This is a genomic window from Martelella endophytica (assembly GCF_000960975.1).
GTDB classification, from domain to species: domain Bacteria; phylum Pseudomonadota; class Alphaproteobacteria; order Rhizobiales; family Rhizobiaceae; genus Martelella; species Martelella endophytica.
The window spans coordinates 3,430,619-3,450,792 of sequence record NZ_CP010803.1 but is presented as its reverse complement, the minus strand read 5'-3'; the positions used below and the strand labels follow the sequence as shown (position 1 = coordinate 3,450,792).

Below are 20,174 nucleotides of genomic sequence, written 5' to 3'. Positions count from 1 at the left end.
TTTTCCTTGGTAGTTGCCGCAGCCGCTGTCAGGCGGCGGGTTTGTAGGGCTCAATCGGCACTTCCGCCGCCTCCCCTGTCGCAATACGGGCCAGTTGGCGGCCCGCGTAAGGACCGATCGTCAGGCCGGCGGCGCCCAGACCATTGCCGATAACAAGCCCTTCAATGCCGGGTACCGGGCCGAGGATCGGCCGGAGTCCCGGCGGCGCCGGGCGGAAGCCGATCCGCGTTTCAATGAGCGTTGCATCGGCGAGGCCCGGAGCATAGCGCAGCGCTGCGGTCAGAACCTCGTGCTGACCCTCGCAGGTCGTGCGATAATCGAAGCCCTTGCCATCTTCGCGCGTTGCACCGACCACGACGCGGCTGTCGTCAAAGGCGAGCAGATAATGGCTTGCCATGGGCAGCAGAACTGACCAGCGGGACGTATCCGCCCCCTTCATGCCGAAGTGAAGGATCTGCCCGCGCTGCGGCTTCACCGGATGGAGAAGACCGAGCGGCGCGAGGATCTGCGAAGCCCAGGCACCGGCCGTGACGATGACCTGATCTGACGGTATCGACTGCCCGCGCCCGTCGAGCACCAGTGCCTTGCTGCCGTCGAGCTGCAGCGTTGCCAGATCGCTTACGAAGGTTGCGCCAAGCTTGACGGCCGCCCGCACCATGGCTGGGGCCAACTGGCGGGCATTCACCCGCGCACCACCCGGAACGTAGAAGGCCTTATAGGCCTTGTTGATCGGCGGGAAGTGCGTCTGCGCCTGTGCCGGCGTGATCTCCTCGAAACCACCGGATTCCGGGGCATCCGCCGTGCGCAGCGCGAGACGCTCACCGGCAGCATCGTATTCGACCGGATCTTCCGCCGTCACCAGAGCACCGACCTTGCGGTAGCCGACATTGGTTTCGCCCCTGCCCGCAAGACCGGAGACAAGCTCTTCGTAGTAGCGGGCGCCTGCGGCATACATCCTGTACCATTCAGGTTCATCGACCTTGGTCGCCCAGGGGCAAACAATGCCTGCCCCCGCAAGCGTCGCCTTGCCCTGATGTTCCTGATCAACGATCGTCACATCATGGCCGGCAAGCGCCAGATGATAGGCGGTGCTGGCGCCGAGGATCCCGGCGCCAATGACTGTTACTTTCATTCGACCGTCACTCCCGAAAGACGGGACGAGCCGAAGATAGCCGGCACGTAGCCATGCACCTTCCTGTTGACGGCAGTGATCGTGTCGGCGCCGCCGAGAACAACGACCGGCACTTCATCGTGCGCGATCTGCTGCGCCTGATGATAAAGCTTGATGCGCTCATCCTGATCGGAGATCGAGCCCGCTTCCTGCATCACTTCATTGAAGTCAGAATCACACCATGCGCCGATATTGGAGGGGGCCGGCGTTCCGTCGGCATTGCAGGTCAGGTAGTTGTTGGGGATCTGGCTCGGATCGGGAAAATCGTAGATGCCACCGAACATGCCGACTTGAGCTTCGCCATTGCGGGCGCGCTGGATGTACTCGGCCCATTCATAGGTCATGATGTTCGCCTTGACGCCAATCTCGGCCCAGTCTGCCTGGATCATTTCGGCGGCACGGCGACCATTCGGCATGTAGGGACGCGACACCGGAACGGCCCAGAGATCAATCTCAAAACCATCCGGGTAACCGGCATCGGCCAAAAGCTTCTTCGCGTCCTCGGGATCATGAGACCACGGCTTGATGTCCGTGGCGGAACCCCACAGCGCCGGCGGTACGACTGCGCCGGTGACGTGACCCATGCCGCTGTAGACGACGTCGACGAGATTATCCATGTCGATCGCCTCGGCAAGCGCCTGACGGACCTCCTGCTTCTTCAGACGCTCATCCCGGAAATTGAAATGCAGCATTCCTGTAGAGGCGACCGGCGTCTGCACGGCATCGAGATTATCCGCCTCCTCGATCTCGGCGCGATCAGCAAGGTTCGGATAAAGGCTGATCAGGCACTCATTCGCCTCAGCCCGCTGTAGACGCACCGTAGCATCACCCGAGATCGCCATGACGACGGCGTCGACCATCGGCGTACGCGCGTCGTCGCCGATCTTGGCGCCCCAGGTATCGGCAAACGGCGTAAGACGCACCACCGCATCCGTCTGGTAGGCCTGCAGCCCGAAGGGACCCGTTCCGATCGGATCGAGGTCAAACTGCTCAGGCGTACCCGCGTCCATCATTGCATCGGCATATTCGGCCGAAGTGATGACGATCGAACCATGGGCCATGGTGCCAAGGAAGGCGGCCAGCGGCTGTTTCAGCTTGAAGGCAACAGTGTAGTCGTCAATCTTCTCGATAGAGTCGATATTGTCAGCGAGCTTGGCGTTGAACGTCACATAGGTGCCGCCGGAGACATCGTGATACGGGGCGTCTTTGTTCATCATCCGGTCAAAGGTGAAGATCACATCGTCGGCATCCATCGGCCGTGTCGGCGTGAAACTGTCGTTTGACTGCCAGGCGACGTCATGACGCAGATGAAACGTGTAGGTCTTGCCGTCGTCGGAAATGTCCCAGCTCTCTGCCAGCGCCGGCTCGATTTCCGATCCGCCGCGCTCAACCGACACCAGGCCGTCGTAGATCTGGCCAAGCACATAGGCGGTCGTGCCGTTGCTGGTCAGTTCCGGATTGAAAGTTTCGGGAGCACCTTCGATGCACACGGTCAGAACGGCGGCATGAGCAGCCGGAGCCAGCATCAGCATTGCTGCTCCGCAAAGATATTTCAGCTTATTCATTTCGTTCCCTTCTTGCTTGGTTTGGAAAACCGCAAAGCCGTTTTCCCGGCCGTTTTTTTGATGATTGTAAGAGAGAGCAAACCTAGTATGATTGTCAAATCAGTATTTATCCGATCAACATAACCAAAACTCATGTTGCAACGCGAAACAGGGCCACTGATATGAACATTCGCCAGCTTGAGGCTTTTCACGCGGTGATGGAGACCGGCTCGGTCACTCTGGCCGGTGAGAGGCTGGGCATTTCCCAGCCGGCCGTCAGTAAACTGCTGAAGGCCTTTGGCGAAAGTTGCGGCTTCCAGCTTTTCACCCGCAGTGGCGGACGCATGCTGCCGACATCCGATGCACAACTGCTGGCGTCGGAAGTCTCAAGGCTTTTCTCGGGAACGGACCGGATCCAGAAGCTTGCCCATGCGGTGCGCGACCGGGAATGGGGTGAAGTGACAATTGCCGCACCGCCTGCCCTTTCCGCACGCTTTCTGGCACTGGCCCTGGGTCCGATGATGGCCGGGCAGAACAAGATGCATATCGCGATTTCAAGCCAGCCAAGTCCGCGGGTCGCCGAGCTGGTGGAAGGCCAGCAGATCGATATCGGCCTTTCCGTCCAGCCGTTCGAACATGCCAATGTCCGCTCCGAACTGGTGATGCGTTTCGCGATGATCTGTGTTCTGCCTGCAAACCACCGCCTCGCTTCGCAGCGCCTTATCCGGGTGGAAGACCTCAAGAACGAGCCTTTTATCGGTCTGATGCGTGACGATTGCTCGATCATGACGATCGACAGGGCCTTCCAGCTGCGCGGCGTCCAGAAACGGGCGATCGTCGAAGTGCCGATGTCCGAAACCGTCTGCGATTTCGTCGCCGGCGGCGCCGGCGTGTCGATCGTGCCGCCTTTCGTGGGGTTGGGGTATTCCGAAGACAAGCTTGTCCGACGGCCCATCGTCCCACTTACAACGATGAGCGTCTGGATCATGCTGCCGGCGTTGCGTCCACCTTCACTTGCAACAGAACGGATTGTGGAGGTGCTGCGGACGGAGCTCCAGCGCTACGACGTCGATGGCTCCGAGCCCAGCGTTGATTAGGCTTTGGGCGACAAAGCGAATGACGATGCGACCGCGTTTCCGCGCGTTGAGCAAATGCGAACGCTGCTTCGGCCATGCTCCGGCTGGCGTCCTGTTCATATACTTCAAATAACGCGTTTCTTCCTTGCAAGATGTACAGACGCATAAGGTAAGGTTAAGCGATATGGTGCCTAACTGCGGTGGCGGATTGCGATGGAACTGAGACGTCTTGGACTTTTTTCCAACCGGCTGATCTATTTTCAGGCCGTCGCCGAGAAAGGGTCGATCCGCCGGGCCGCGCTGGAGCTGAATGTCGCCCCATCTTCGATCAGTCGCAGCATTTCTGATCTGGAGGCGGAGCTGGGTGCCTTGCTGTTTGAGCGGGTGGGACGGCGGATGCGGCTCAGCAGTGCCGGCGAGATGCTGCTGCATCACGCGCGCCTCAGCCAACGTCAGCTCTCGTCGGGCATTTCCTTTATCGAGGATCTCCAGGGGCTGAAGCGTGGCGAGGTCAAGATCGCGGTTATCGAAAGCGTCATGCGCAATCTCATGCTGCAGGAACTCGATCGGTTCTGGGAGTATCAGCCGGGTATCAGGGTCGAAAGCTTCGTCTCCGGCTCTCAGGACGCCTTCGACGGCGTCGCCGATGGCCATTACGATCTCGCCATCGCCTTCGATACCCCGGTTCCGGTCAAGGCGCGCAAGATTGCCGGCGCGTTTCTCAACCTCGGCATCCTGTTGCCGCCGGAACATCCGCTTGCCGGTCGAAAGTCACTCAGGCTGCGCGATCTGCAGGGCGAGAACCTTCTGATGGCCAACGCCAGCCTGACGCTCGGACAGGTGCTCAATCAGGCCTTGTCGAAATTGGGCTTCGAGCTGAGAATAAGGGCCGTCTCGAACTCGATCGACACGCTGCTGCGTCTGACAGAGATGGGGCACGGCGTCACTTTACAGACGAGACTTGGCGCCGAGACCGAGATCGCCACCGGCCGCCTTTGCTTCATACCTCTCGCCGAGCCGGGACTGAAACCGCGCGAACTGGTGATGATCTGCCGTTCGGAACAGCAGTTGCCGCATGGCCCCTCCGCACTCGCCCAGCAGCTTTCAGCACGGTTCGACGGTCTGGACGAGGGAAAAGCGTGATTTTGTTGCGTTGAGCACAACACTCGGTTCGAAATTTGCCTTCTATTCCGAACATAACCCACATGCTAGCGTCTTCTTCAAGGTCGTTCGTCCGATGGATGAAACGCGGTTTCAGGGTACAGCAACATCTTCATGCAGCAGCAATCTCCATCCCGACAGAGCGTTCTAGAACTGGAGAACCTCGGCCTTACCTTCAGCGCCGACAGCCATCCGGTCACGGCCCTCGAGGATATCTCGCTCAAGGTCGGGAAAGGTGACTTCGTTGCGCTCATCGGCCCGTCAGGCTGCGGCAAGTCGTCCATCTTGCGGCTTGTGGCCGGGCTGCAGACGCCGACCTGCGGCCACCTGTTCATTGGTGGGCGCGAACGCGCGGCCAATGCGGTTTCTGTGGGGCTGGCCTTCCAGAACCCGACCATGCTTCCCTGGCTGACCATCGAACGCAATATCATGCTGCCGCTCAAGGTCGTGCCACCGTTCCGCCATTCCTATCGCAAGGAACGCAACGGTGCCTTTCGCGACAAGGTCAACGATCTCTTGAAGCTGGTCGGGCTTGAGCAGTTTTCGCAGCATTATCCGTGGCAGCTTTCGGGCGGCATGCTGCAGCGCGCCAATCTCTGTCGTGCGCTGATCCATGAGCCGGAACTGCTGTTGCTCGATGAGCCCTTCGGCGCACTCGACCAGTTCACCCGCGAAGAGCTCTGGGAAATCATGCAGAACATCTGGCAGACCCGGCACCCGACAGTCCTGCTCGTGACCCATGATCTGAGAGAGGCCGCCTTCCTCGCGAGCCGGACAATCGTCATGAGCCCCAGGCCCGGACGGATCATCTCCGATATGGAGGTGCCGCTTTCACGGCCGCGCACCAACGAGCAGAGCTATTCTGCAGAGGCGATCGAATTCTGCCGCCAGCTTCGGCATCTCATTTCCGATCCTGAAAAGGGGGCAGACCGATGACGGACAACGTGTACTGGCGGCGAGTGGCCGCGCCGCTTCTCATCGTCGTCGCGCTGTTTGTGGTCTGGGAAGCATCCTGCCGCGTCTTCGACATATCGAGCTTCATTCTGCCGAAACCGAGCGCGATCTTCGTCACCATGGTCGAGCGTTTCCCGGCGCTCTGGCCCAACCTTTGGCAGACGATCGTCACCACCACGATCGGCTTCGCGCTCAGCCTTGCCATCGGCATCTTCTTCGGTGCTCTGATCGGAATGTCGCGGCTTGCCTATGATGCGCTCTACCCGATCCTTGTCGGTATCTCTTCAATCCCGAAAGTGGCGTTGATCCCGATTTTCGTGGTCTGGCTCGGAGCCGGCACGGGCCCGGCCATTCTGACCGCCTGCGTGATTTCGTTCTTTCCCATCGTCGTCAATGTCGCGACCGGGCTTGCCACCACGGAGCCGGAACTCGAGGACATCCTGCAGTCGCTGAACGCCTCGAAACTCGACATCTTCTGGAACGTCGGCCTGCCACGCACCATGCCTTACCTTTTCGCCGCAATGAAAGTGGCGATCTCGATCGCCTTCATTGGCTCGATCACCTCGGAGACGATCGCCTCCAACCGTGGCATCGGCAATGCCATGCTGATCGCGACCACGAATTTCGACATGCCGCTCGCATTCGCGGCCCTGATGCTGATCTCGATCACGGGGGTCATTTTCTACTTCCTCTTTGTCATGCTCGAAAACCGCATGACCGGCTGGGCGCAACGCAACAAGAAGACCAGATAAACGCGCCTAAAAACCTCACAACAGAAAGGGAACCTGCAATGAAAACGCTGATCAAATCTCTGCTGCTCGCAGCATCCTTAAGCTTTACGGCCGGCTCGGCCTTTGCCGAAAACCTGCCGATCAAGTTCACCCTCGACTGGAAGGCTCAGGGACCGCATTCCTGGTTCTATCTCGCCAAGGAGAAGGGCTATTTCGCCGATGAAGGGCTCGACGTCACCATCGATCAGGGCGAAGGCTCGTCAGCTGCCGTCACGCGGGTGATGTCTGGCGCCTATGATGCCGGCTTCGGCGATATCAACGCCGTGATCCGCGCCGCTGCCAAGGCGCCGGACGAGGCACCGGTCATGGTTTACCTCGTCTATAACGGCGCCCCATTCGCCATCATCTCCGAAAAGGATGGCGACGTGCAGTCGCTGACGGATCTTGAGGGCAAGACCGTTGCCGCCCCAACCGGATCTGCGACATTCCAGCTGTTTCCCGCGCTTGCGGAAGCCAACGGCTTCGATGCCAGCAAGGTCGAGCTTCTGAACGCCTCGCAGAACCTGATCGAGCAGATGCTTGTGCGCGGCCAGGCCGATGCCATCGCCCAGTTCGGCCAGACCAGCTACATGAACTTCATCGCCATGGGCCTCGATCCGAACGAGGACTTCAACTGGTTCTACTATTCCGACCACGGCCTCGACCTCTATTCGAACGGCGTGATCGTTTCTCGTGAGCTGATCGAGGATCATCCCGAGGCGGTGAAAGGTCTCGTCGCCGCGATCAACAGGGCTATCATGGATGTCGTAGCCGATCCGCAGGAAGGCATCGACGCGCTGGTGAAGGTCGAACCGCTGACCGATACCAAGCTGGAAACCGAGCGTCTGCAGTACACGATCGACAACCAGCTCGAGACCACCGAAACGGCTGAAATCGGGCTTGGCGATCTCGACATGGAGCGTCTGGAAAACTCGATCGAGATGAATGCGAGCCTGGAGACCTTCGATACGGTTCCGGAAGCCAGCGCCATCTTCGACGCAAGCTTCCTGCCGGAAAAGGCGGAACGCATGCTTCCGACCACCAACTGATTACCGAAGAAAACAAGAAGAGGGACCGGCCAGAGCCGGTGCCCTCCGGAGCAAGACTATGGAAAGCGAACACGACAAATTCATGTGCATCGCCATCGAAGAAGCCGAGAAAGGCCGGGCGATGGGCGAACAGCCGTTTGGCGCCGCTGTCGTCATCGACGGCGAGGTGGTGGTCAGCACGCCGTCGCTCAAGGTCAGCCGCTGCGATTGCACGGCCCACTCGGAAACACTCGCCGTCGGCATGGCAACGCAGAAGCTTGGCCGCCGACATATTCCCGAAGCTGTGTTCTACGCGACTTGCGAGCCTTGCCCGATGTGCCTTGGCGCCATCCTGAATTCCGGTATCAAGACGCTGGTGCTCGGCGCCCGCAACGAGGACATCAAGCAGCTTGCGACGCTGGCTTTCAATTTCGGCGACTACAGCGCAGAGAGTTTCGCGAAGATGGTTGGCTGGGACCTGGCGGTGGTGACCGGCGTGATGCATGAGGAATGTGTCGATCTCTATCGCACGGCTGCCGTCGAGCTGACCCGCTGACCCACATTCTCGTTCCGCTGCGAAGCCCCTTTTCTCTGGCTTTGGTCTGCAGCCATCTGCTTCATCAGAGAGGTTGATCACATGAAATCCACGGCTGTCGATGCCGTCATCCGGGGTCTGAAGGCCGCCGGGGTGAGCGTTGTCTGCTATCTTCCGGACTCGCTGTTCAAGGAGCTCTATCCGGCGCTGGACAATGACCCCGACATCCGGACCATAAGAGTTACCAACGAGGGAGAAGGTGCTGCGATCTGCGGCGGCCTGTTCCTTTCAGGCAAGCGCGCGGCGCTGATCATGGAGAATTCCGGCCTCAGGGCCTCCGTCGAGCCGCTTGCCCGCATGGGGCTCGGCGCCGGCATCCCGGTTGTCATGATCATGAGTTATCGTGGCGATATCGGCGAGAACAACTGGTGGGCCGTACCACATGGCATCACCATGGAGCCGGTGCTCCAGGCGCTCAGGATCCCCTACAGCGTCCAGCGCCACGAAGACGACATCGAGCGCGCCATCACCGACGCTTACGAACTCGCCTATTCCAGCTACTACCACACCGCTGTGGCCCTATCGGGAAGCATTGTCCGATGAAACGTTTTGACTGCATGAAAACGCTCGCCGAAAAGCTCAGCGACGAGCTTGTCATCCTTTCGCTCGGCGCCTCGGTCGATGAATGGTACAATGCAGCGCCACATATGCGCGAGGGCAGCCTGTTCCAGCAGCAGCTCGGCTGCGTCACACCCGAGGCCTTCGGGCTTGCCGTCGGGTTGCCGCATCGTCGTATCGTCTCGCTCGACACCGACGGCGGCATGATGTTCAACCTCGGCATTCTGGCGACGCTCGGCAACGAGAAACCCGAGAACCTGCTTGTGATCGTCTGGGACAATGAATGCTACCAGTCGATCGGCGGCCCGCCGACGCACACGGCTTCAGGGACCGTCGACCTTGCCGCCATCGCCCGCGGGGCAGGTATCAGTCAGGCACATACGGCGCGCGATCTGGAGAGTTTCGGGCGTCTCTGCCGGGAAGGTCTGGTGGCAAAGGAACCGTTCGTGATCATCGCCAAGGTCTCCGGCGACGTCGCCCCGGATATCCGTCGCAAGCATTCCGACGGACGCGAGGACAAATACATCTTCGTGCGCCATGTCGAAAAAACGGAAAACATCGTCATCATGGGGCCGAGCGAGCACAATTGATAACCTCTGCGGCAAGCTGCGGCACAGATCATAGAAAGCGGGCGCCTGGGCGAAGCCATCCGGACAATCGGAGCGCATTGGCGCAGCAAACATGGCCGGAGTTGCGATTTCGACGGTGCTCGTAAAATCGCTGTTCCGCCGCAAGCACTCACCGTAACACATCATGGTGGTACCGGCATGCCAAATTCGGCGATCGCGGAGCGGATCACGTTGCGGTTCCCGTCGGTCCAGTTGGCTTCATACCAACTGTTGGGCCGGAAGTCATCGCCGATCCGAAGCATCTCGGCGAGCATCCATGCGCGAAGCCGTTGCTTTTCGTCGGAATGCGCGGGATCGTCGGCGAGGTTGACAGTCTGGAACGGATCGGTACCCCGATCGTAAAAGTGCTCGCTGCCGTCTGACCGGTAGATGGCATAAGTGTAGCGCCGGCTGCGCGCGGCGCGCCATTCGTATCCGTCGCCCCAGGCGGCTGTCGCGCCGCAGCACATCAACAGGCTTGCCTCCGGTTCGGCGCCGGCTTGGCCACGAAGCGCTGCGGCCAGATCAAGACCATCCGCGCTTTCGGGCGCATCAAGCCCCATCAGCCCGCAAAGCGTTGGCAGGATATCGACCGCGCCGAATGGCACATCGACATCGGTTCCCGCGTCGAGGCCGGCGGGCCAGCGCAGGAAGAAGGGAACCCGTGCAGCCTCCTCGTAGAAGGTGAGCTTCGCGTGCCGGCCCTGCGCCCCGAACATCTCGCCATGGTCGGAGGTGAACACCACGATGGTGTTGTCTGCCGCGCCGCTGGCCTGCAGTGCAGCCATGAGACGGCCGAACTCGACATCCAGCGAAGCGACCTGCGCGTGATAGCCGCGCTGCCAGGCCGTGAGCGCGGCACGTTCTTCGCTCGAGCGAAAACGTTGCCAGTCGTCGGCGTGACCATCGTCGCGATCACGGTAATTGGGCGGGTGGGCAAATTCCGCATCACGGAAGAGCCGATAGAATTGCTCCGGCACGTTGTCCGGTCGCCACGGAAGATGCGGCGGCCCCCAGGAAAGCACTATTGCAAAAGGGGCGTCTGCCTTGCGCCGCAGAAAATCGATCGCGAGGTCGGTCTGCGCAGTCGGCTCGTAGACGCCGTCTCCGTAGAAAATCTTCTCGGGCGATTCCGTATGATAGTAGGCGGCCGGGGAATAGTTCTCGTGGTGGAAATTATAGGCTGCCCACTCACCGTCAAAGCCCAGCCGATGCGGTCCGCAGGGGACGAAGGAGTTCCGCGGATCGGTATGATTGCCGAAAGCGTTGGCGAAGAGATGCCACTTGCCAATATAGGCCGTCTCATAACCCGCATCCGTCAGCACGTGGCCAAGGCAGCGCTGACCCGGATGGATGCGGAGCTCGTTGATCACCATCCCTGTCGAGGTCTGATGCTTGCCGGTCATCAGCGAGGCACGGTAGGCGGTGCAGACGGGCGTGTTGGAAACGGCGTTGGAAAGCGAAACGGCCTGTTGCCGAAACCGATCGATATTGGGGGTGGCGGCGCGATCGAAACCAGTGCAGCCGAGGGCATCATAACGGAGCTGATCGGCAAAGACGTAGATAAGGTTCGGGCGATTGCCCATGACTGTTTTCCTCCCGTTTCATGTCGATCCCCTGAGGATCAGCGGTGTCGCAACCCGCAGATTTCCCGAAACGCAGATCTCCTCCTCATGATCGCGGACGGCCAGCAGATGCTGCACGGCCCGTCGCCCCATTTCGGCGTGCGGCACCTCGACGGTCGAGAGGCCGGGATCGAGCCAGCGCGCCTTGGGGTCATTGTCGAAGCCAAGGATCGCGACATCGCGCCCGACGACGATGCCCCGACGCTGAAGCTCCTCATAGGCTCCGATCGCGATCGTGTCGGTGGCGCAGAAAATCGCGCTCGGCGGGTCCGGCAAATCCATCAGTCGCGCGGTCGCCTCTCGGCCGCCGGTGACATCGGAGCAATCCTGAATGAAGAGACCATTGTCAAAACTCAGGCCGGCGCTTTTCAACGCGCCCTTATAGCCCGCCACGCGGTCGCGAAAGGCATCCAGCGCGCGATCGCCGTTGATCATGGCTATGCGACGGTGTCCGCGGGAGACAAGATGGGCGACACCGCGCCGCGCGCCATCTGCATGGGCGGGAAGCAGCGCCGGGAGCTGGCCCCTTTCGTCATAACAATTGACGAGCACAGAGGCGATATTGCGCAATGCCGAAGGCGGACGAATGCGGTTGGTGAAGAAGGACGACAGGATAACGCCAACCAGCCGCTGCTCGAGCAGGACGTCGAGGGCAGCCGAGCGAAGTTGCGAGTCGCCGAGTGTCGGCAGAACGAACAGCACGGCATCTGCTTCCCATGCGGCCTGACGCGCGGCCTCGATGGCGATGTTGACCATCGGGTTGGTGAACGTGTCCTCGATCACATAGCCGATCGTCTGGGTGGTGCCGCGGCCGACACGCGAGCGTCGGGTCAGCGAATAGCCGACATCGCGGGCGGCCTTGCGCACGGCTTCCACCGTGCTGGCCTGAACACGCGAACCGCCGACGTCGTTGAGGACGAGCGACACGGTCGCCTGGCTGACACCGGCAAGCTGCGCGACATCCCCCATGGTCGGCCGCCTCTGTCGCTTCTTGCGCGGCCCGTTCTTCTTCTGCTCGTCCAGCATCGTCTCTTCCGGTTTCGTCGCTTTGCCCTACGGCATAGCCGTTGCAGAGCTCACGGTCAACGCGATCTGGTTATTTATAATTCATCGTTGACCGAAGTTATAAATAACCTATACTCGCCGCCGAGGAGGAGCTCAGATGACATTTTCCATTCACCCAGGCGGCATCAGCCGCAGACAATTGCTTATCGCCGGGACAGCCGCGGCGGCGGCGACAGCCCTGCCGTTGCGTGCCTTCGCCGATGACCTTCCGGTGCTCGACTGGTGGGATGTGTTCGGCACGCTGACCGACGTCCACCAGGAAATCTGGGATGCCTTCGCAGCCGAAGGCAAGGCGCGGGTGGTCTACACCCACACCAATCCGGCGAGCGCGATGCAATCGCTTCAGCTCGCCTTCCGCAGCGGTGAACTGCCGGACGTCTATGACATGGGTGGAGACCCGGCCCAGCTGGCTGCGCTCTATGAAGCCGGTTGGTTTGCGCCCATGGACGGGCTGGTTTTCGACAAGCCGTTCCAGAAGGACACCTTGGTCGAGGGGCAAACCGTTTTCGACGGCAAGCAATGCAGCCTGCCGATCTTCTCAAACCTCTGGCACAACGACAATCTCTGGTATCACGCAGAGGCCATGTCGGCCGCCGGCGGCGACGTCGAGGCCGGTGTCGCCAGCTGGGAGGACATGCGCGCGATTGCCGCCAAGGCAACGACCGGCGGGAAATACGGCCTTCTGCTGCCGCTGCAATTCACGACCCGAATGGCCGACATGGTTATCGACATGGCGATGGCCGCCGGCGCGCCGGGCATCTTTGACCCGAAGACGGGCGAGTATGCCTACGCATCGGAGCCATTCGTTGAAACCATCGCCTTTCTCATGTCGTTCCAGAAGGACGGCTCGCTGCACCCTGCCTCATCCTCGCTCGACGCCCGTCAGGGCCGTTCGCGCTGGGCGGCCGGCGAAGCGCTGTTCTTCTTCGATGGCCCATGGAACAGCGGCGTCCTTGCCAGCAGCGCGCCCGAGGTGCTCGATTCCTCTGGCGTCTCGAATGTGCCGACACCGGGCGGCGTGCCGCCCATTATCGGCCGTGGCGTGCAACCAGGCAGTTTCTACATGTCCGGCCAGTCCGAACATCCGGAGCTCGTGGTCGAATTGCTGCAGAACCTGACCACCGACGATTACTATGTCGCGATCGCCGAGGGCATGGATCAGCCGCCACTCGATCTTTCCGCGGTCGAGCGCGCCAATGTCCACCCGACCTACAAGACCGTGGTGAACAACTTCTCGACCACAATGGTGCGCCTGCCCGACCCACTCGTCGCCAATCCCAGCACCGCACAGGTATTCTCCCGCATGCGCACCATCGAGCCCGGCCTGGGCGAGATTATCCAGGGCGCATTTGCCGGCGCGTTTTCGGACGTCAAGCCGTATCTCCAGCAATATAACGATGCCATGACCGCCGAGCGCGAACGTGCCATCAGCGCAGCCAAGGCTGACGGCTTCGACGTTTCTGCGGATGACTGGGTATTCCCGAACTGGGTCCGCGGCGAAAACTACACTGGCTGACGGCCGGTTTCATCCCTTCACATTCAACCCGGGCCGCCTTTGACGGCGGCCCATCCGCACTGGAATCCCTATGGCTTCCCGCTCGCTCGCACATCGGATATGGGCGCACCGCGCCATCTACGCGTTTCTAGCGCCGACGACGATCCTGCTCGGCATGTTCACCGTCTATCCGGTCCTCGCCTCGCTTTGGTACGCAATGCTGGACTGGAACGGTTTTTCGGCGGCGGGCCGTTTCATCGGCTTCGCCAATTTCCGTGAACTCTGGGGCGACCGACTGTTCTGGAACGCTTTCTCGAACACGCTGATTTTCCTTGTGGTCGCAGTGCCCTTGCGCGTGGGCCTTGGCCTGCTTCTGGCCGTCATTCTCAACGGACGCTTTCCGTTTGTACGGGTGTTCCGCACCGGCATTTTCCTTCCGGTGGTGACAACGGCGGCCATCGTCGGCGTCGTGATGCGCTATATTCTCGATCCGACGGGTGGGCCGATCAACACCTTCCTGCTCGATACCGGTGCGATCTCCAACCCGATCAATTTCCTCGGCAATGCCAAACTTGCCCTCTCGAGCGCAATCGGCGTCTGGGTCTGGAAATGGCTCGGCATTACGGTGATCTATTGGCTGGCCGCGCTACAGACCATTCCGAATGATCTCTACGAGGCCGCGGAAATCGATGGCGCCGGCGCACTCAGGAAGTTCGTCAGCATAACGTTGCCGATGCTGACGCCCTTCACCATCATCATCACCCTGATAACAGTCATCGACGCCACCAATGTCTTCGACCTGATGCTGACGCTGACCAATGGCGGACCGTTCTACGGAACCGAGGTCATCGACATCTTCGTGTACCGCAATGCCTTCACGTCCTCGATGCCACGCCTCGGCTATGCTTCGGCGGCGGCAATCTTCTTCGGTGTCGCCGTTGCCATCGCCGCCGTGCTCCAGCTTCTCGTCGTCCGTCATCTCGCAGACCGGAGGCCGGCATCATGAGCCGCATGTTCAAGAATCCTTGGTCAATCATCCGCTTTGTCGCGCTGTTCGTGCTGGTGATCGTATGGTGCTACCCGTTCGCATGGCTGGTTTCGGCATCGCTGAAAGGCCAGATGGAGATTTTCTCCAAGGGCCTCGACCTCGTTCCCGACACGTTCCTCTGGGGAAATTATGCCCGCGCCTGGATACAGGGGGGCTTCAGCCATTACATGATGAACACGGTGCTGATCACGCTTGGCACGCTCGTCGTCGTGATCTTCCACACGGCCCTGACCGGATATGTTCTCGGACGTTATGCCTTTCCAGGAAAACGCATCGTCATCGGCGTTCTTGTCGCGACCATGGTGGTGCCTGCAGGCGTCACGGTCATCCCGATCGTCGATATCGCCAGCAACCTCGGCCTCATTTCCAGCCGCTGGGGCATCATCCTCGCGCTCGCGGGTTCCGGCCAGGCCGCCGCCATCCTTCTCTATGCGGGCTATTTCGCGGGTATTCCGAAGGAGCTTGAGGAGAGCGCCGAGCTCGATGGTGCCGGCTTCTTCCGGACCTTCTTTTCCGTGATGCTTCCTCTGGCCGGGCCGGTTACGGCGACCGTCAGCGTGCTCACCTTCCTCTACGCCTGGAACACATTCCTCATACCTCTCGTCTTCACCTTCGGCACGCCCTCCATGCGCACGCTGCCGGTCGGCATGCTGGCTTTCGTCGGTTCCAACGAAACCGACTGGCCCGGTATGGCGGCGGCGGCGACCATTTCACTGCTGCCGGTGGTGATCTTCTTTTTCATCATGCAACGTTACTTCGTTGAAGGCATCGCAGGAGCCGTCAAGCAATGACCGACCGTCCCAATATTCTCATCATTTGTACCGACCAGCAGCGTTGGGACACGCTGGGGGCAACCGGCAATCCCTTCGTCAACACGCCCGATATCGATGCGCTATACGACACCGGCGCCGTAGTCGAACAGGCCTATTGCCAGAGCCCCGTCTGCACCCCGAGCCGGTCGGGCTTCATGACCGGTCGCTATCCAAGCATCACCGGGGCCTATCAGAACGGCCAGGACATCGACGACCGCGAGCGACTGCTGAGCCGCATCCTCGCGGATCACGGTTATACCTGCGGGTTGTCCGGCAAGCTGCATCTTTCGGCATGTAATCCCTCGGCGGAACCCATTCAGGAGCGCCGGATCGATGATGGGTTCAGAGTGTTCAACTGGTCTCATCAGCCGGCCTCCTCCTGCGCCGACCAAGCCGCGGGCACGGTCAGGAACCATGCACCAAACTGGCCGCTGAATGACTACAATCTGTGGCTCGCCGAACGGGATGGACACTATGACACCGTCCCGCACCCCGATTGCGCTCACATCCAGATCGGGCCGGAGGCAAGATTTCACCAGACGACTTTTTGCGCGGAGCGCGCTATCAGCTTCATCGAGGCCCATCAGGGCTCGAAGGCGCCGTGGATGTTTCAGGTGAACATCTTCGATCCGCATCATCCTTTCGATCCGCCTGCCGAATATCTCGACCGCTACCTCGATCGCCTCGATGACATCCCCCTCCCCGACTACGCGCCCGGCGAACTCGACGACAAGCCACGCGCCCAGAAGGTTGACCACAATGGCGCCTATGGCGGCGGCGCGGGCTTTGCCTATGACGGCATGAGCGAACGCGACCACCGCTATGTCCGCGCGGCCTATTTCGCCATGTGCGACCTGATTTCGGATCAGGTCGGACGGATGGTCGCCGCACTCGATGCGACGGGGCAGCGCCAGGACACGCTGGTCGTGTTCATGTCCGACCATGGCGAACTTCTCGGCGACCATGGCATCTACCTGAAGGGCCCGTTCTTCTACGAGCCCAGCGTTCACGTTCCGCTTGCCTTCAACTGGCCCGGCCAGATCGCGGCGCAGACGGTCAGCGAACTCGTCGAGCTTACCGATCTCGTCCCAACGCTGCTCGATGCGGCCGGCATCGAGATCGAATACGGCATTCAGGGGCGATCGCTCTGGCCATTGCTCTCCGGAACGGACGCCATCACGCCGCGCCAGGACATCTACTGCGAATACTACAATGCCATGCCCTGGCACGACCGGGATGGCGGCGCGTGGGCGACCATGGTGCGCAGCCAGAACGCCAAGATCGTGGTCGATCACGGCCATGGCGGCGGCGAGCTCTACGATCTTGACGCCGACCCGGGTGAGCATCGCAATCTCTGGGACGCACCGGAGGCTGCCGCCCTGAAGACAGCCATGCTCGTTCGCCTCAGCAACCGCATGGCCGGCACGATCGATCCGCGCCCGCGCCGCCGCGCCGACTGGTAAGGAGAGCTCCATGTCAGCCATCACACTCAAGAATGTCTGCAAATCCTACGGTGCGCTGGAGGTGATGCACGACATCGCCATGGAAATCGCCCGTGGCGAACTCATGGTCTTCGTTGGCCCGTCCGGCTGCGGGAAGTCGACGCTGCTCCGGATGATCGCCGGCCTTGAGGATATCACCGACGGCACCATCGAGATCGAGGGCAAGGTGGTCAACGAGGTGCGTGCGTCGCGCCGGGGTGTGGCCATGGTGTTCCAGTCCTACGCGCTTTATCCGCACATGACAGTCGCCGACAACATGGCGTTCAGCCTCAAGATCGCCGGCGTCCCGAAAAAGGAGCGCGAGGAACGCATCCGCAAGGCCGCCGATATGCTGCAGCTCACCGACTACCTGAAACGCCGGCCGCGCCAGCTCTCTGGCGGCCAGCGCCAGCGCGTCGCGATCGGAAGGGCCATCACCCGCGATGCCGATATCTTTCTGTTCGACGAACCACTGTCGAACCTCGACGCCGCGCTCCGGGTCTCAACCCGCGCCGAGATCGCCAAGCTGAAGGTTGCCCTACCGGAGACGACCATGGTCTACGTCACCCATGACCAGATCGAGGCCATGACGCTCGCCGACCGAATTACCGTGCTGAACAAGGGACGGGTCGAGCAGATCGGCACACCCGAGGAGCTCTATGAGCAACCGCGCAACCTGTTTGTCGCAAGCTTCATTGGTTCGCCGAAGATGAATTTCCTGAAGGGGGAGTTCCTGGAGGATGGCCGCGCAGTGCTCGGCGACGGCCTCGAAGTTGTCACGGGTCAGGCCCGCCTGCCGGCGGGTACCGGCACGATCGGCGTCCGGCCGGAGGATATGCGGCTTGCAACTGGCGAGGAGGCTCACCAGATCTCTGGCGAGATCGACCTCGTGGAATATATCGGCGAAACAACCCTTCTTCATGTTCGCCGCCCCGACGGCGATATCATCATTGCAAAGGCGCCGAATCACAGAAGATACAGCGTCGGCGATGTCGCGGCGCTCACGTTCAGCCCGGAAGCGATGCATCTCTTCGATGCGGACGGGCTGGCAGTGCCACGGCAAAGGCGCCTGGAAAGCTCAAGCGCTATCGGTTAGGCGTCGAATGTCACCTTCGCCGGCCTGTCGAAAAGACTGGGCTGAGCAGCCGGCTTGGGTGGATGACGCATAGTCGACTGAGCCCCTGTCCGTCTGCCTAGAGCAATCTGACACGCGTCACATAGGCTTCGAAGAAATCGGAGAAGCGGGCAATGCGCATCGGCAGGCGTTCATAGGGCGGATAGTAAAGCGTCAGCCAGAGCTCGCTCGGCGTCCACGCCTCCAGAACCTGAACCAGCCGCCCTTCCTCAAGCGCCGTCTCGACAATGAAATAGGGCAGAAGCGCCACCCCTTCCCCGTTTTCAGCGAGCCGCGCCAACAGCTCGCCATTGTTGCCGGCAATGACCGATCCCGCCCGCAGGCGTCGCCGCCGGCCGGCATTGGTCAATTCCCAGTTTTCGGAAGCCGCTCCCGCATCAAAGGCAAGGCAGGCCGTTGCCTCAAGCGCGTCCGGATCCTCCGGCGTCCCATTGGCGGCAAGATAGCCGGGAGAGGCAACCAGAACCCGCCTGATCGGGCAAAGCTTGCGCCAGATCGTCGATTTGTCATCAGGTGGCCCGGAAATGCGGATCGCAAGATCATAGGGTGCAGTGACAATGTCGACGAAGCTGTCCGTCAACGTCACCGACAGGCTGATCGCCGGGTTTTCCGCTCGGAAGCCGGACACGACATCCGGCAGAACCTGCTGGCCGAGCGACAGCGGCGCGTTCAGCCGTATGTGCCCACTCACGGCGGCTTCCTGCTCTCGCACCTCCTCGGCGGCGTCGTCGAATGCCTGCAGCAGCGGCCGCATCCGAGCGGCATAGACAGCGCCTGCCGACGTCAACGAAACCTGCCGCGTGGTGCGCACGAAAAGTTGTACGCCGAGGCGTTCCTCCAGCGCGCCGACAGCGCGTGTCACGCTGGGGGCGGTCATCGACAGGATGCGGGCGGCTGCGGCAAAGCTGCCCAGTTCCGCAACGTTTAGGAAGACGCGAATGTCATTCAGATCCTTCATCGGATCATTATTACGACAATTGCAATAATATCGTCAATTTTATTCCTATTCACGTTTGGCGGTGTCGCCATCATCTTACTGCCCAGAAACGAGGTCCGTAGGCCTCGCAGGAATGAAGGAACAGTATGATGTTACAGCAAATCAAAGGCCTGCATCACATCACCTCGATGGCGGGCGACGCCCAGAAGAACAGCGACTTCTTTACCAAGACGCTTGGCCTACGCCGCGTCAAGAAGACGGTCAACTTCGATGCACCCGATGTCTATCACCTCTATTACGGTGATGAGGTCGGAACCCCCGGCTCGGTGCTGACCTATTTCCCCTTCCCCCACATTGCCAAGGGCAGGCCTGGCACGGGTGAAGTCGGCGAGACACTTTTCGCGGTACCGAAAGGTTCGCTCCCCTTCTGGAGGGAACGGCTTTCTGCGCTGAACGTCGGCGAGATAAGCGAAAGCGACGTTTTCGGTGAAAAGCGGCTGCACTTCGTCGGTCCCGACCACGATGCTTTCGCACTGGTCGAGGTCGACAATGACGACCGCGCCGGCTGGCTGAAGGGCAGTGTGGCCGAGGCGGAAGCAATCCGCGGTTTTCATGGCGCAAGCCTGCGCCTGAGAGACAGCGGCGCGACCTCCGAACTGCTCGGCTTCATGGGTTACGAGAAGGTCGACAGCAAGGATGACTGGAGCCGGTACGCGATCAAGGACGGTAACGGTGCCGATTTCATCGACATCCAGACGCTGCCCTCCGTCGATGCGGCCCGTCAGGGGGCCGGCTCGGTCCATCACATCGCCTTTGCCGTTGAAGACCGTGCCGCTCAACTCGAAGTCCGCAAGGCGCTGATGGATACCGGCTACAACGTCACGCCGGTCATCGACCGCAATTACTTCTGGGCGATCTACTTCCGCACGCCGGGCGGTGTGCTGTTCGAAATCGCCACGAACGAGCCCGGCTTCGATGCCGACGAAGATACGGCCCATCTCGGCGAAGCACTCAAGCTGCCCCCGCAGTATGAGAGCTACCGCGCCAAGATCGAGGAAATCCTCACACCGATCGAAGACTGAAACGACATTCAAGGCGGCGGACCGGGTGG

19 protein-coding genes are annotated in these 20,174 nt (G+C 60.8%); 14 read left to right on the top strand and 5 right to left on the bottom strand.

Going from position 1 to position 20,174, the window contains the following annotated elements:
- Nucleotides 1-28: 28 nt before the first annotated feature.
- Both TM49_RS15845 and TM49_RS15840 read right to left on the bottom strand, forming a co-directional pair.
- Nucleotides 29-1,132 carry an NAD(P)/FAD-dependent oxidoreductase gene (locus TM49_RS15845; protein ID WP_045682691.1) on the bottom strand — a complete coding sequence of 368 codons (1,104 nt, stop codon included), beginning with the start codon at nt 1,130-1,132 and terminating at the stop codon, nt 29-31.
- Complete coding sequence (locus TM49_RS15840; RefSeq protein ID WP_045682689.1) at nt 1,129-2,736, bottom strand: ABC transporter substrate-binding protein; 1,608 nt, start codon at nt 2,734-2,736, stop codon at nt 1,129-1,131. The genes TM49_RS15845 and TM49_RS15840 overlap by 4 nt, the downstream gene beginning before the upstream one ends.
- A 161-nt stretch (nt 2,737-2,897) precedes the next feature.
- Between TM49_RS15840 and TM49_RS15835 the strand changes: the two genes are divergently transcribed.
- From TM49_RS15835 to TM49_RS15800, 8 genes are all read left to right on the top strand, one after another.
- On the top strand, nt 2,898-3,812 hold the full coding sequence (locus TM49_RS15835) for a LysR substrate-binding domain-containing protein (RefSeq protein WP_045682688.1): 915 nt from the start codon (nt 2,898-2,900) through the stop codon (nt 3,810-3,812).
- Nucleotides 3,813-4,004: 192 nt separating this feature from the next.
- Nucleotides 4,005-4,934, top strand: coding sequence for a LysR family transcriptional regulator (locus TM49_RS15830; RefSeq protein ID WP_045682686.1), 930 nt, complete (start codon nt 4,005-4,007; stop codon nt 4,932-4,934).
- A gap of 132 nt (nt 4,935-5,066) precedes the next feature.
- On the top strand, nt 5,067-5,888 hold the full coding sequence (locus tag TM49_RS15825) for an ABC transporter ATP-binding protein (protein ID WP_045682684.1): 822 nt from the start codon (nt 5,067-5,069) through the stop codon (nt 5,886-5,888).
- Nucleotides 5,885-6,658: an ABC transporter permease gene (locus TM49_RS15820; RefSeq protein WP_045682682.1), complete on the top strand. Its 774-nt coding sequence runs from the start codon at nt 5,885-5,887 to the stop codon at nt 6,656-6,658. Before TM49_RS15825 ends, TM49_RS15820 begins: the two co-directional genes overlap by 4 nt.
- A gap of 38 nt (nt 6,659-6,696) precedes the next feature.
- A complete protein-coding gene (locus TM49_RS15815) occupies nt 6,697-7,725 on the top strand; it encodes an ABC transporter substrate-binding protein (RefSeq protein WP_052699884.1) in 1,029 nt (342 codons plus the stop codon).
- A 58-nt stretch (nt 7,726-7,783) separates the two neighbouring features.
- Entirely contained in the window at nt 7,784-8,260 is a 477-nt protein-coding gene (locus TM49_RS15810; protein WP_158498649.1) for a nucleoside deaminase, read from the top strand.
- An 81-nt stretch (nt 8,261-8,341) separates the two neighbouring features.
- Nucleotides 8,342-8,842: a thiamine pyrophosphate-binding protein gene (locus TM49_RS15805; protein WP_045682678.1), complete on the top strand. Its 501-nt coding sequence runs from the start codon at nt 8,342-8,344 to the stop codon at nt 8,840-8,842.
- Complete coding sequence (locus TM49_RS15800; protein WP_045682676.1) at nt 8,839-9,447, top strand: thiamine pyrophosphate-dependent enzyme; 609 nt, start codon at nt 8,839-8,841, stop codon at nt 9,445-9,447. Before TM49_RS15805 ends, TM49_RS15800 begins: the two co-directional genes overlap by 4 nt.
- A gap of 161 nt (nt 9,448-9,608) precedes the next feature.
- On the opposite strand, the gene TM49_RS15795 is transcribed toward TM49_RS15800, so the two are convergent.
- Together TM49_RS15795 and TM49_RS15790 are read right to left on the bottom strand one after the other, a co-directional pair.
- Complete coding sequence (locus TM49_RS15795; protein WP_045682674.1) at nt 9,609-11,051, bottom strand: sulfatase family protein; 1,443 nt, start codon at nt 11,049-11,051, stop codon at nt 9,609-9,611.
- 18 nt (nt 11,052-11,069) lie between these two features.
- Nucleotides 11,070-12,116 (bottom strand): LacI family DNA-binding transcriptional regulator, encoded by a 1,047-nt coding sequence (locus tag TM49_RS15790; protein ID WP_052699883.1) that lies wholly within the window; start codon nt 12,114-12,116, stop codon nt 11,070-11,072.
- Nucleotides 12,117-12,252: 136 nt separating this feature from the next.
- Here TM49_RS15790 and TM49_RS15785 point away from each other — a divergent pair, with 136 nt between their 5' ends.
- The 5 genes from TM49_RS15785 to TM49_RS15765 all read left to right on the top strand — a co-directional run bounded on the left by TM49_RS15785 (nt 12,253) and on the right by TM49_RS15765 (nt 18,087).
- A complete protein-coding gene (locus tag TM49_RS15785; RefSeq protein ID WP_082074770.1) occupies nt 12,253-13,671 on the top strand; it encodes an ABC transporter substrate-binding protein in 1,419 nt (472 codons plus the stop codon).
- Nucleotides 13,672-13,741: 70 nt separating this feature from the next.
- Nucleotides 13,742-14,656 carry a carbohydrate ABC transporter permease gene (locus TM49_RS15780; protein ID WP_045682670.1) on the top strand — a complete coding sequence of 305 codons (915 nt, stop codon included), beginning with the start codon at nt 13,742-13,744 and terminating at the stop codon, nt 14,654-14,656.
- Nucleotides 14,653-15,489: a carbohydrate ABC transporter permease gene (locus tag TM49_RS15775; protein WP_045682669.1), complete on the top strand. Its 837-nt coding sequence runs from the start codon at nt 14,653-14,655 to the stop codon at nt 15,487-15,489. The genes TM49_RS15780 and TM49_RS15775 overlap by 4 nt, the downstream gene beginning before the upstream one ends.
- Nucleotides 15,486-16,973 (top strand): sulfatase family protein, encoded by a 1,488-nt coding sequence (locus tag TM49_RS15770; RefSeq protein ID WP_045682667.1) that lies wholly within the window; start codon nt 15,486-15,488, stop codon nt 16,971-16,973. The genes TM49_RS15775 and TM49_RS15770 overlap by 4 nt, the downstream gene beginning before the upstream one ends.
- A gap of 10 nt (nt 16,974-16,983) precedes the next feature.
- A complete protein-coding gene (locus tag TM49_RS15765) occupies nt 16,984-18,087 on the top strand; it encodes an ABC transporter ATP-binding protein (RefSeq protein WP_045682665.1) in 1,104 nt (367 codons plus the stop codon).
- Nucleotides 18,088-18,184: 97 nt separating this feature from the next.
- Here TM49_RS15765 and TM49_RS15760 read toward each other — a convergent pair whose 3' ends face one another.
- Nucleotides 18,185-19,084, bottom strand: a complete 900-nt coding sequence (locus tag TM49_RS15760) for a LysR family transcriptional regulator (RefSeq protein WP_045682663.1) — start codon at nt 19,082-19,084, stop codon at nt 18,185-18,187.
- A gap of 128 nt (nt 19,085-19,212) precedes the next feature.
- Here TM49_RS15760 and TM49_RS15755 point away from each other — a divergent pair, with 128 nt between their 5' ends.
- A complete protein-coding gene (locus tag TM49_RS15755; protein WP_045685345.1) occupies nt 19,213-20,145 on the top strand; it encodes a ring-cleaving dioxygenase in 933 nt (310 codons plus the stop codon).
- Nucleotides 20,146-20,174 lie beyond the last annotated feature (29 nt).

Bases quoted from the DNA above. Each gene is read 5' to 3' on its own strand.
- TM49_RS15845 (WP_045682691.1), bottom strand. From the start codon at position 1,132: ATGAAAGTAACAGTCATTGGCGCCGGGATCCTCGGCGCCAGCACCGCC.
- TM49_RS15840 (WP_045682689.1), bottom strand. From the start codon at position 2,736: ATGAATAAGCTGAAATATCTTTGCGGAGCAGCAATGCTGATGCTGGCT.
- TM49_RS15835 (WP_045682688.1), top strand. From the start codon at position 2,898: ATGAACATTCGCCAGCTTGAGGCTTTTCACGCGGTGATGGAGACCGGC.
- TM49_RS15830 (WP_045682686.1), top strand. From the start codon at position 4,005: ATGGAACTGAGACGTCTTGGACTTTTTTCCAACCGGCTGATCTATTTT.
- TM49_RS15825 (WP_045682684.1), top strand. From the start codon at position 5,067: ATGCAGCAGCAATCTCCATCCCGACAGAGCGTTCTAGAACTGGAGAAC.
- TM49_RS15820 (WP_045682682.1), top strand. From the start codon at position 5,885: ATGACGGACAACGTGTACTGGCGGCGAGTGGCCGCGCCGCTTCTCATC.
- TM49_RS15815 (WP_052699884.1), top strand. From the start codon at position 6,697: ATGAAAACGCTGATCAAATCTCTGCTGCTCGCAGCATCCTTAAGCTTT.
- TM49_RS15810 (WP_158498649.1), top strand. From the start codon at position 7,784: ATGGAAAGCGAACACGACAAATTCATGTGCATCGCCATCGAAGAAGCC.
- TM49_RS15805 (WP_045682678.1), top strand. From the start codon at position 8,342: ATGAAATCCACGGCTGTCGATGCCGTCATCCGGGGTCTGAAGGCCGCC.
- TM49_RS15800 (WP_045682676.1), top strand. From the start codon at position 8,839: ATGAAACGTTTTGACTGCATGAAAACGCTCGCCGAAAAGCTCAGCGAC.
- TM49_RS15795 (WP_045682674.1), bottom strand. From the start codon at position 11,051: ATGGGCAATCGCCCGAACCTTATCTACGTCTTTGCCGATCAGCTCCGT.
- TM49_RS15790 (WP_052699883.1), bottom strand. From the start codon at position 12,116: ATGCTGGACGAGCAGAAGAAGAACGGGCCGCGCAAGAAGCGACAGAGG.
- TM49_RS15785 (WP_082074770.1), top strand. From the start codon at position 12,253: ATGACATTTTCCATTCACCCAGGCGGCATCAGCCGCAGACAATTGCTT.
- TM49_RS15780 (WP_045682670.1), top strand. From the start codon at position 13,742: ATGGCTTCCCGCTCGCTCGCACATCGGATATGGGCGCACCGCGCCATC.
- TM49_RS15775 (WP_045682669.1), top strand. From the start codon at position 14,653: ATGAGCCGCATGTTCAAGAATCCTTGGTCAATCATCCGCTTTGTCGCG.
- TM49_RS15770 (WP_045682667.1), top strand. From the start codon at position 15,486: ATGACCGACCGTCCCAATATTCTCATCATTTGTACCGACCAGCAGCGT.
- TM49_RS15765 (WP_045682665.1), top strand. From the start codon at position 16,984: ATGTCAGCCATCACACTCAAGAATGTCTGCAAATCCTACGGTGCGCTG.
- TM49_RS15760 (WP_045682663.1), bottom strand. From the start codon at position 19,084: ATGAAGGATCTGAATGACATTCGCGTCTTCCTAAACGTTGCGGAACTG.
- TM49_RS15755 (WP_045685345.1), top strand. From the start codon at position 19,213: ATGTTACAGCAAATCAAAGGCCTGCATCACATCACCTCGATGGCGGGC.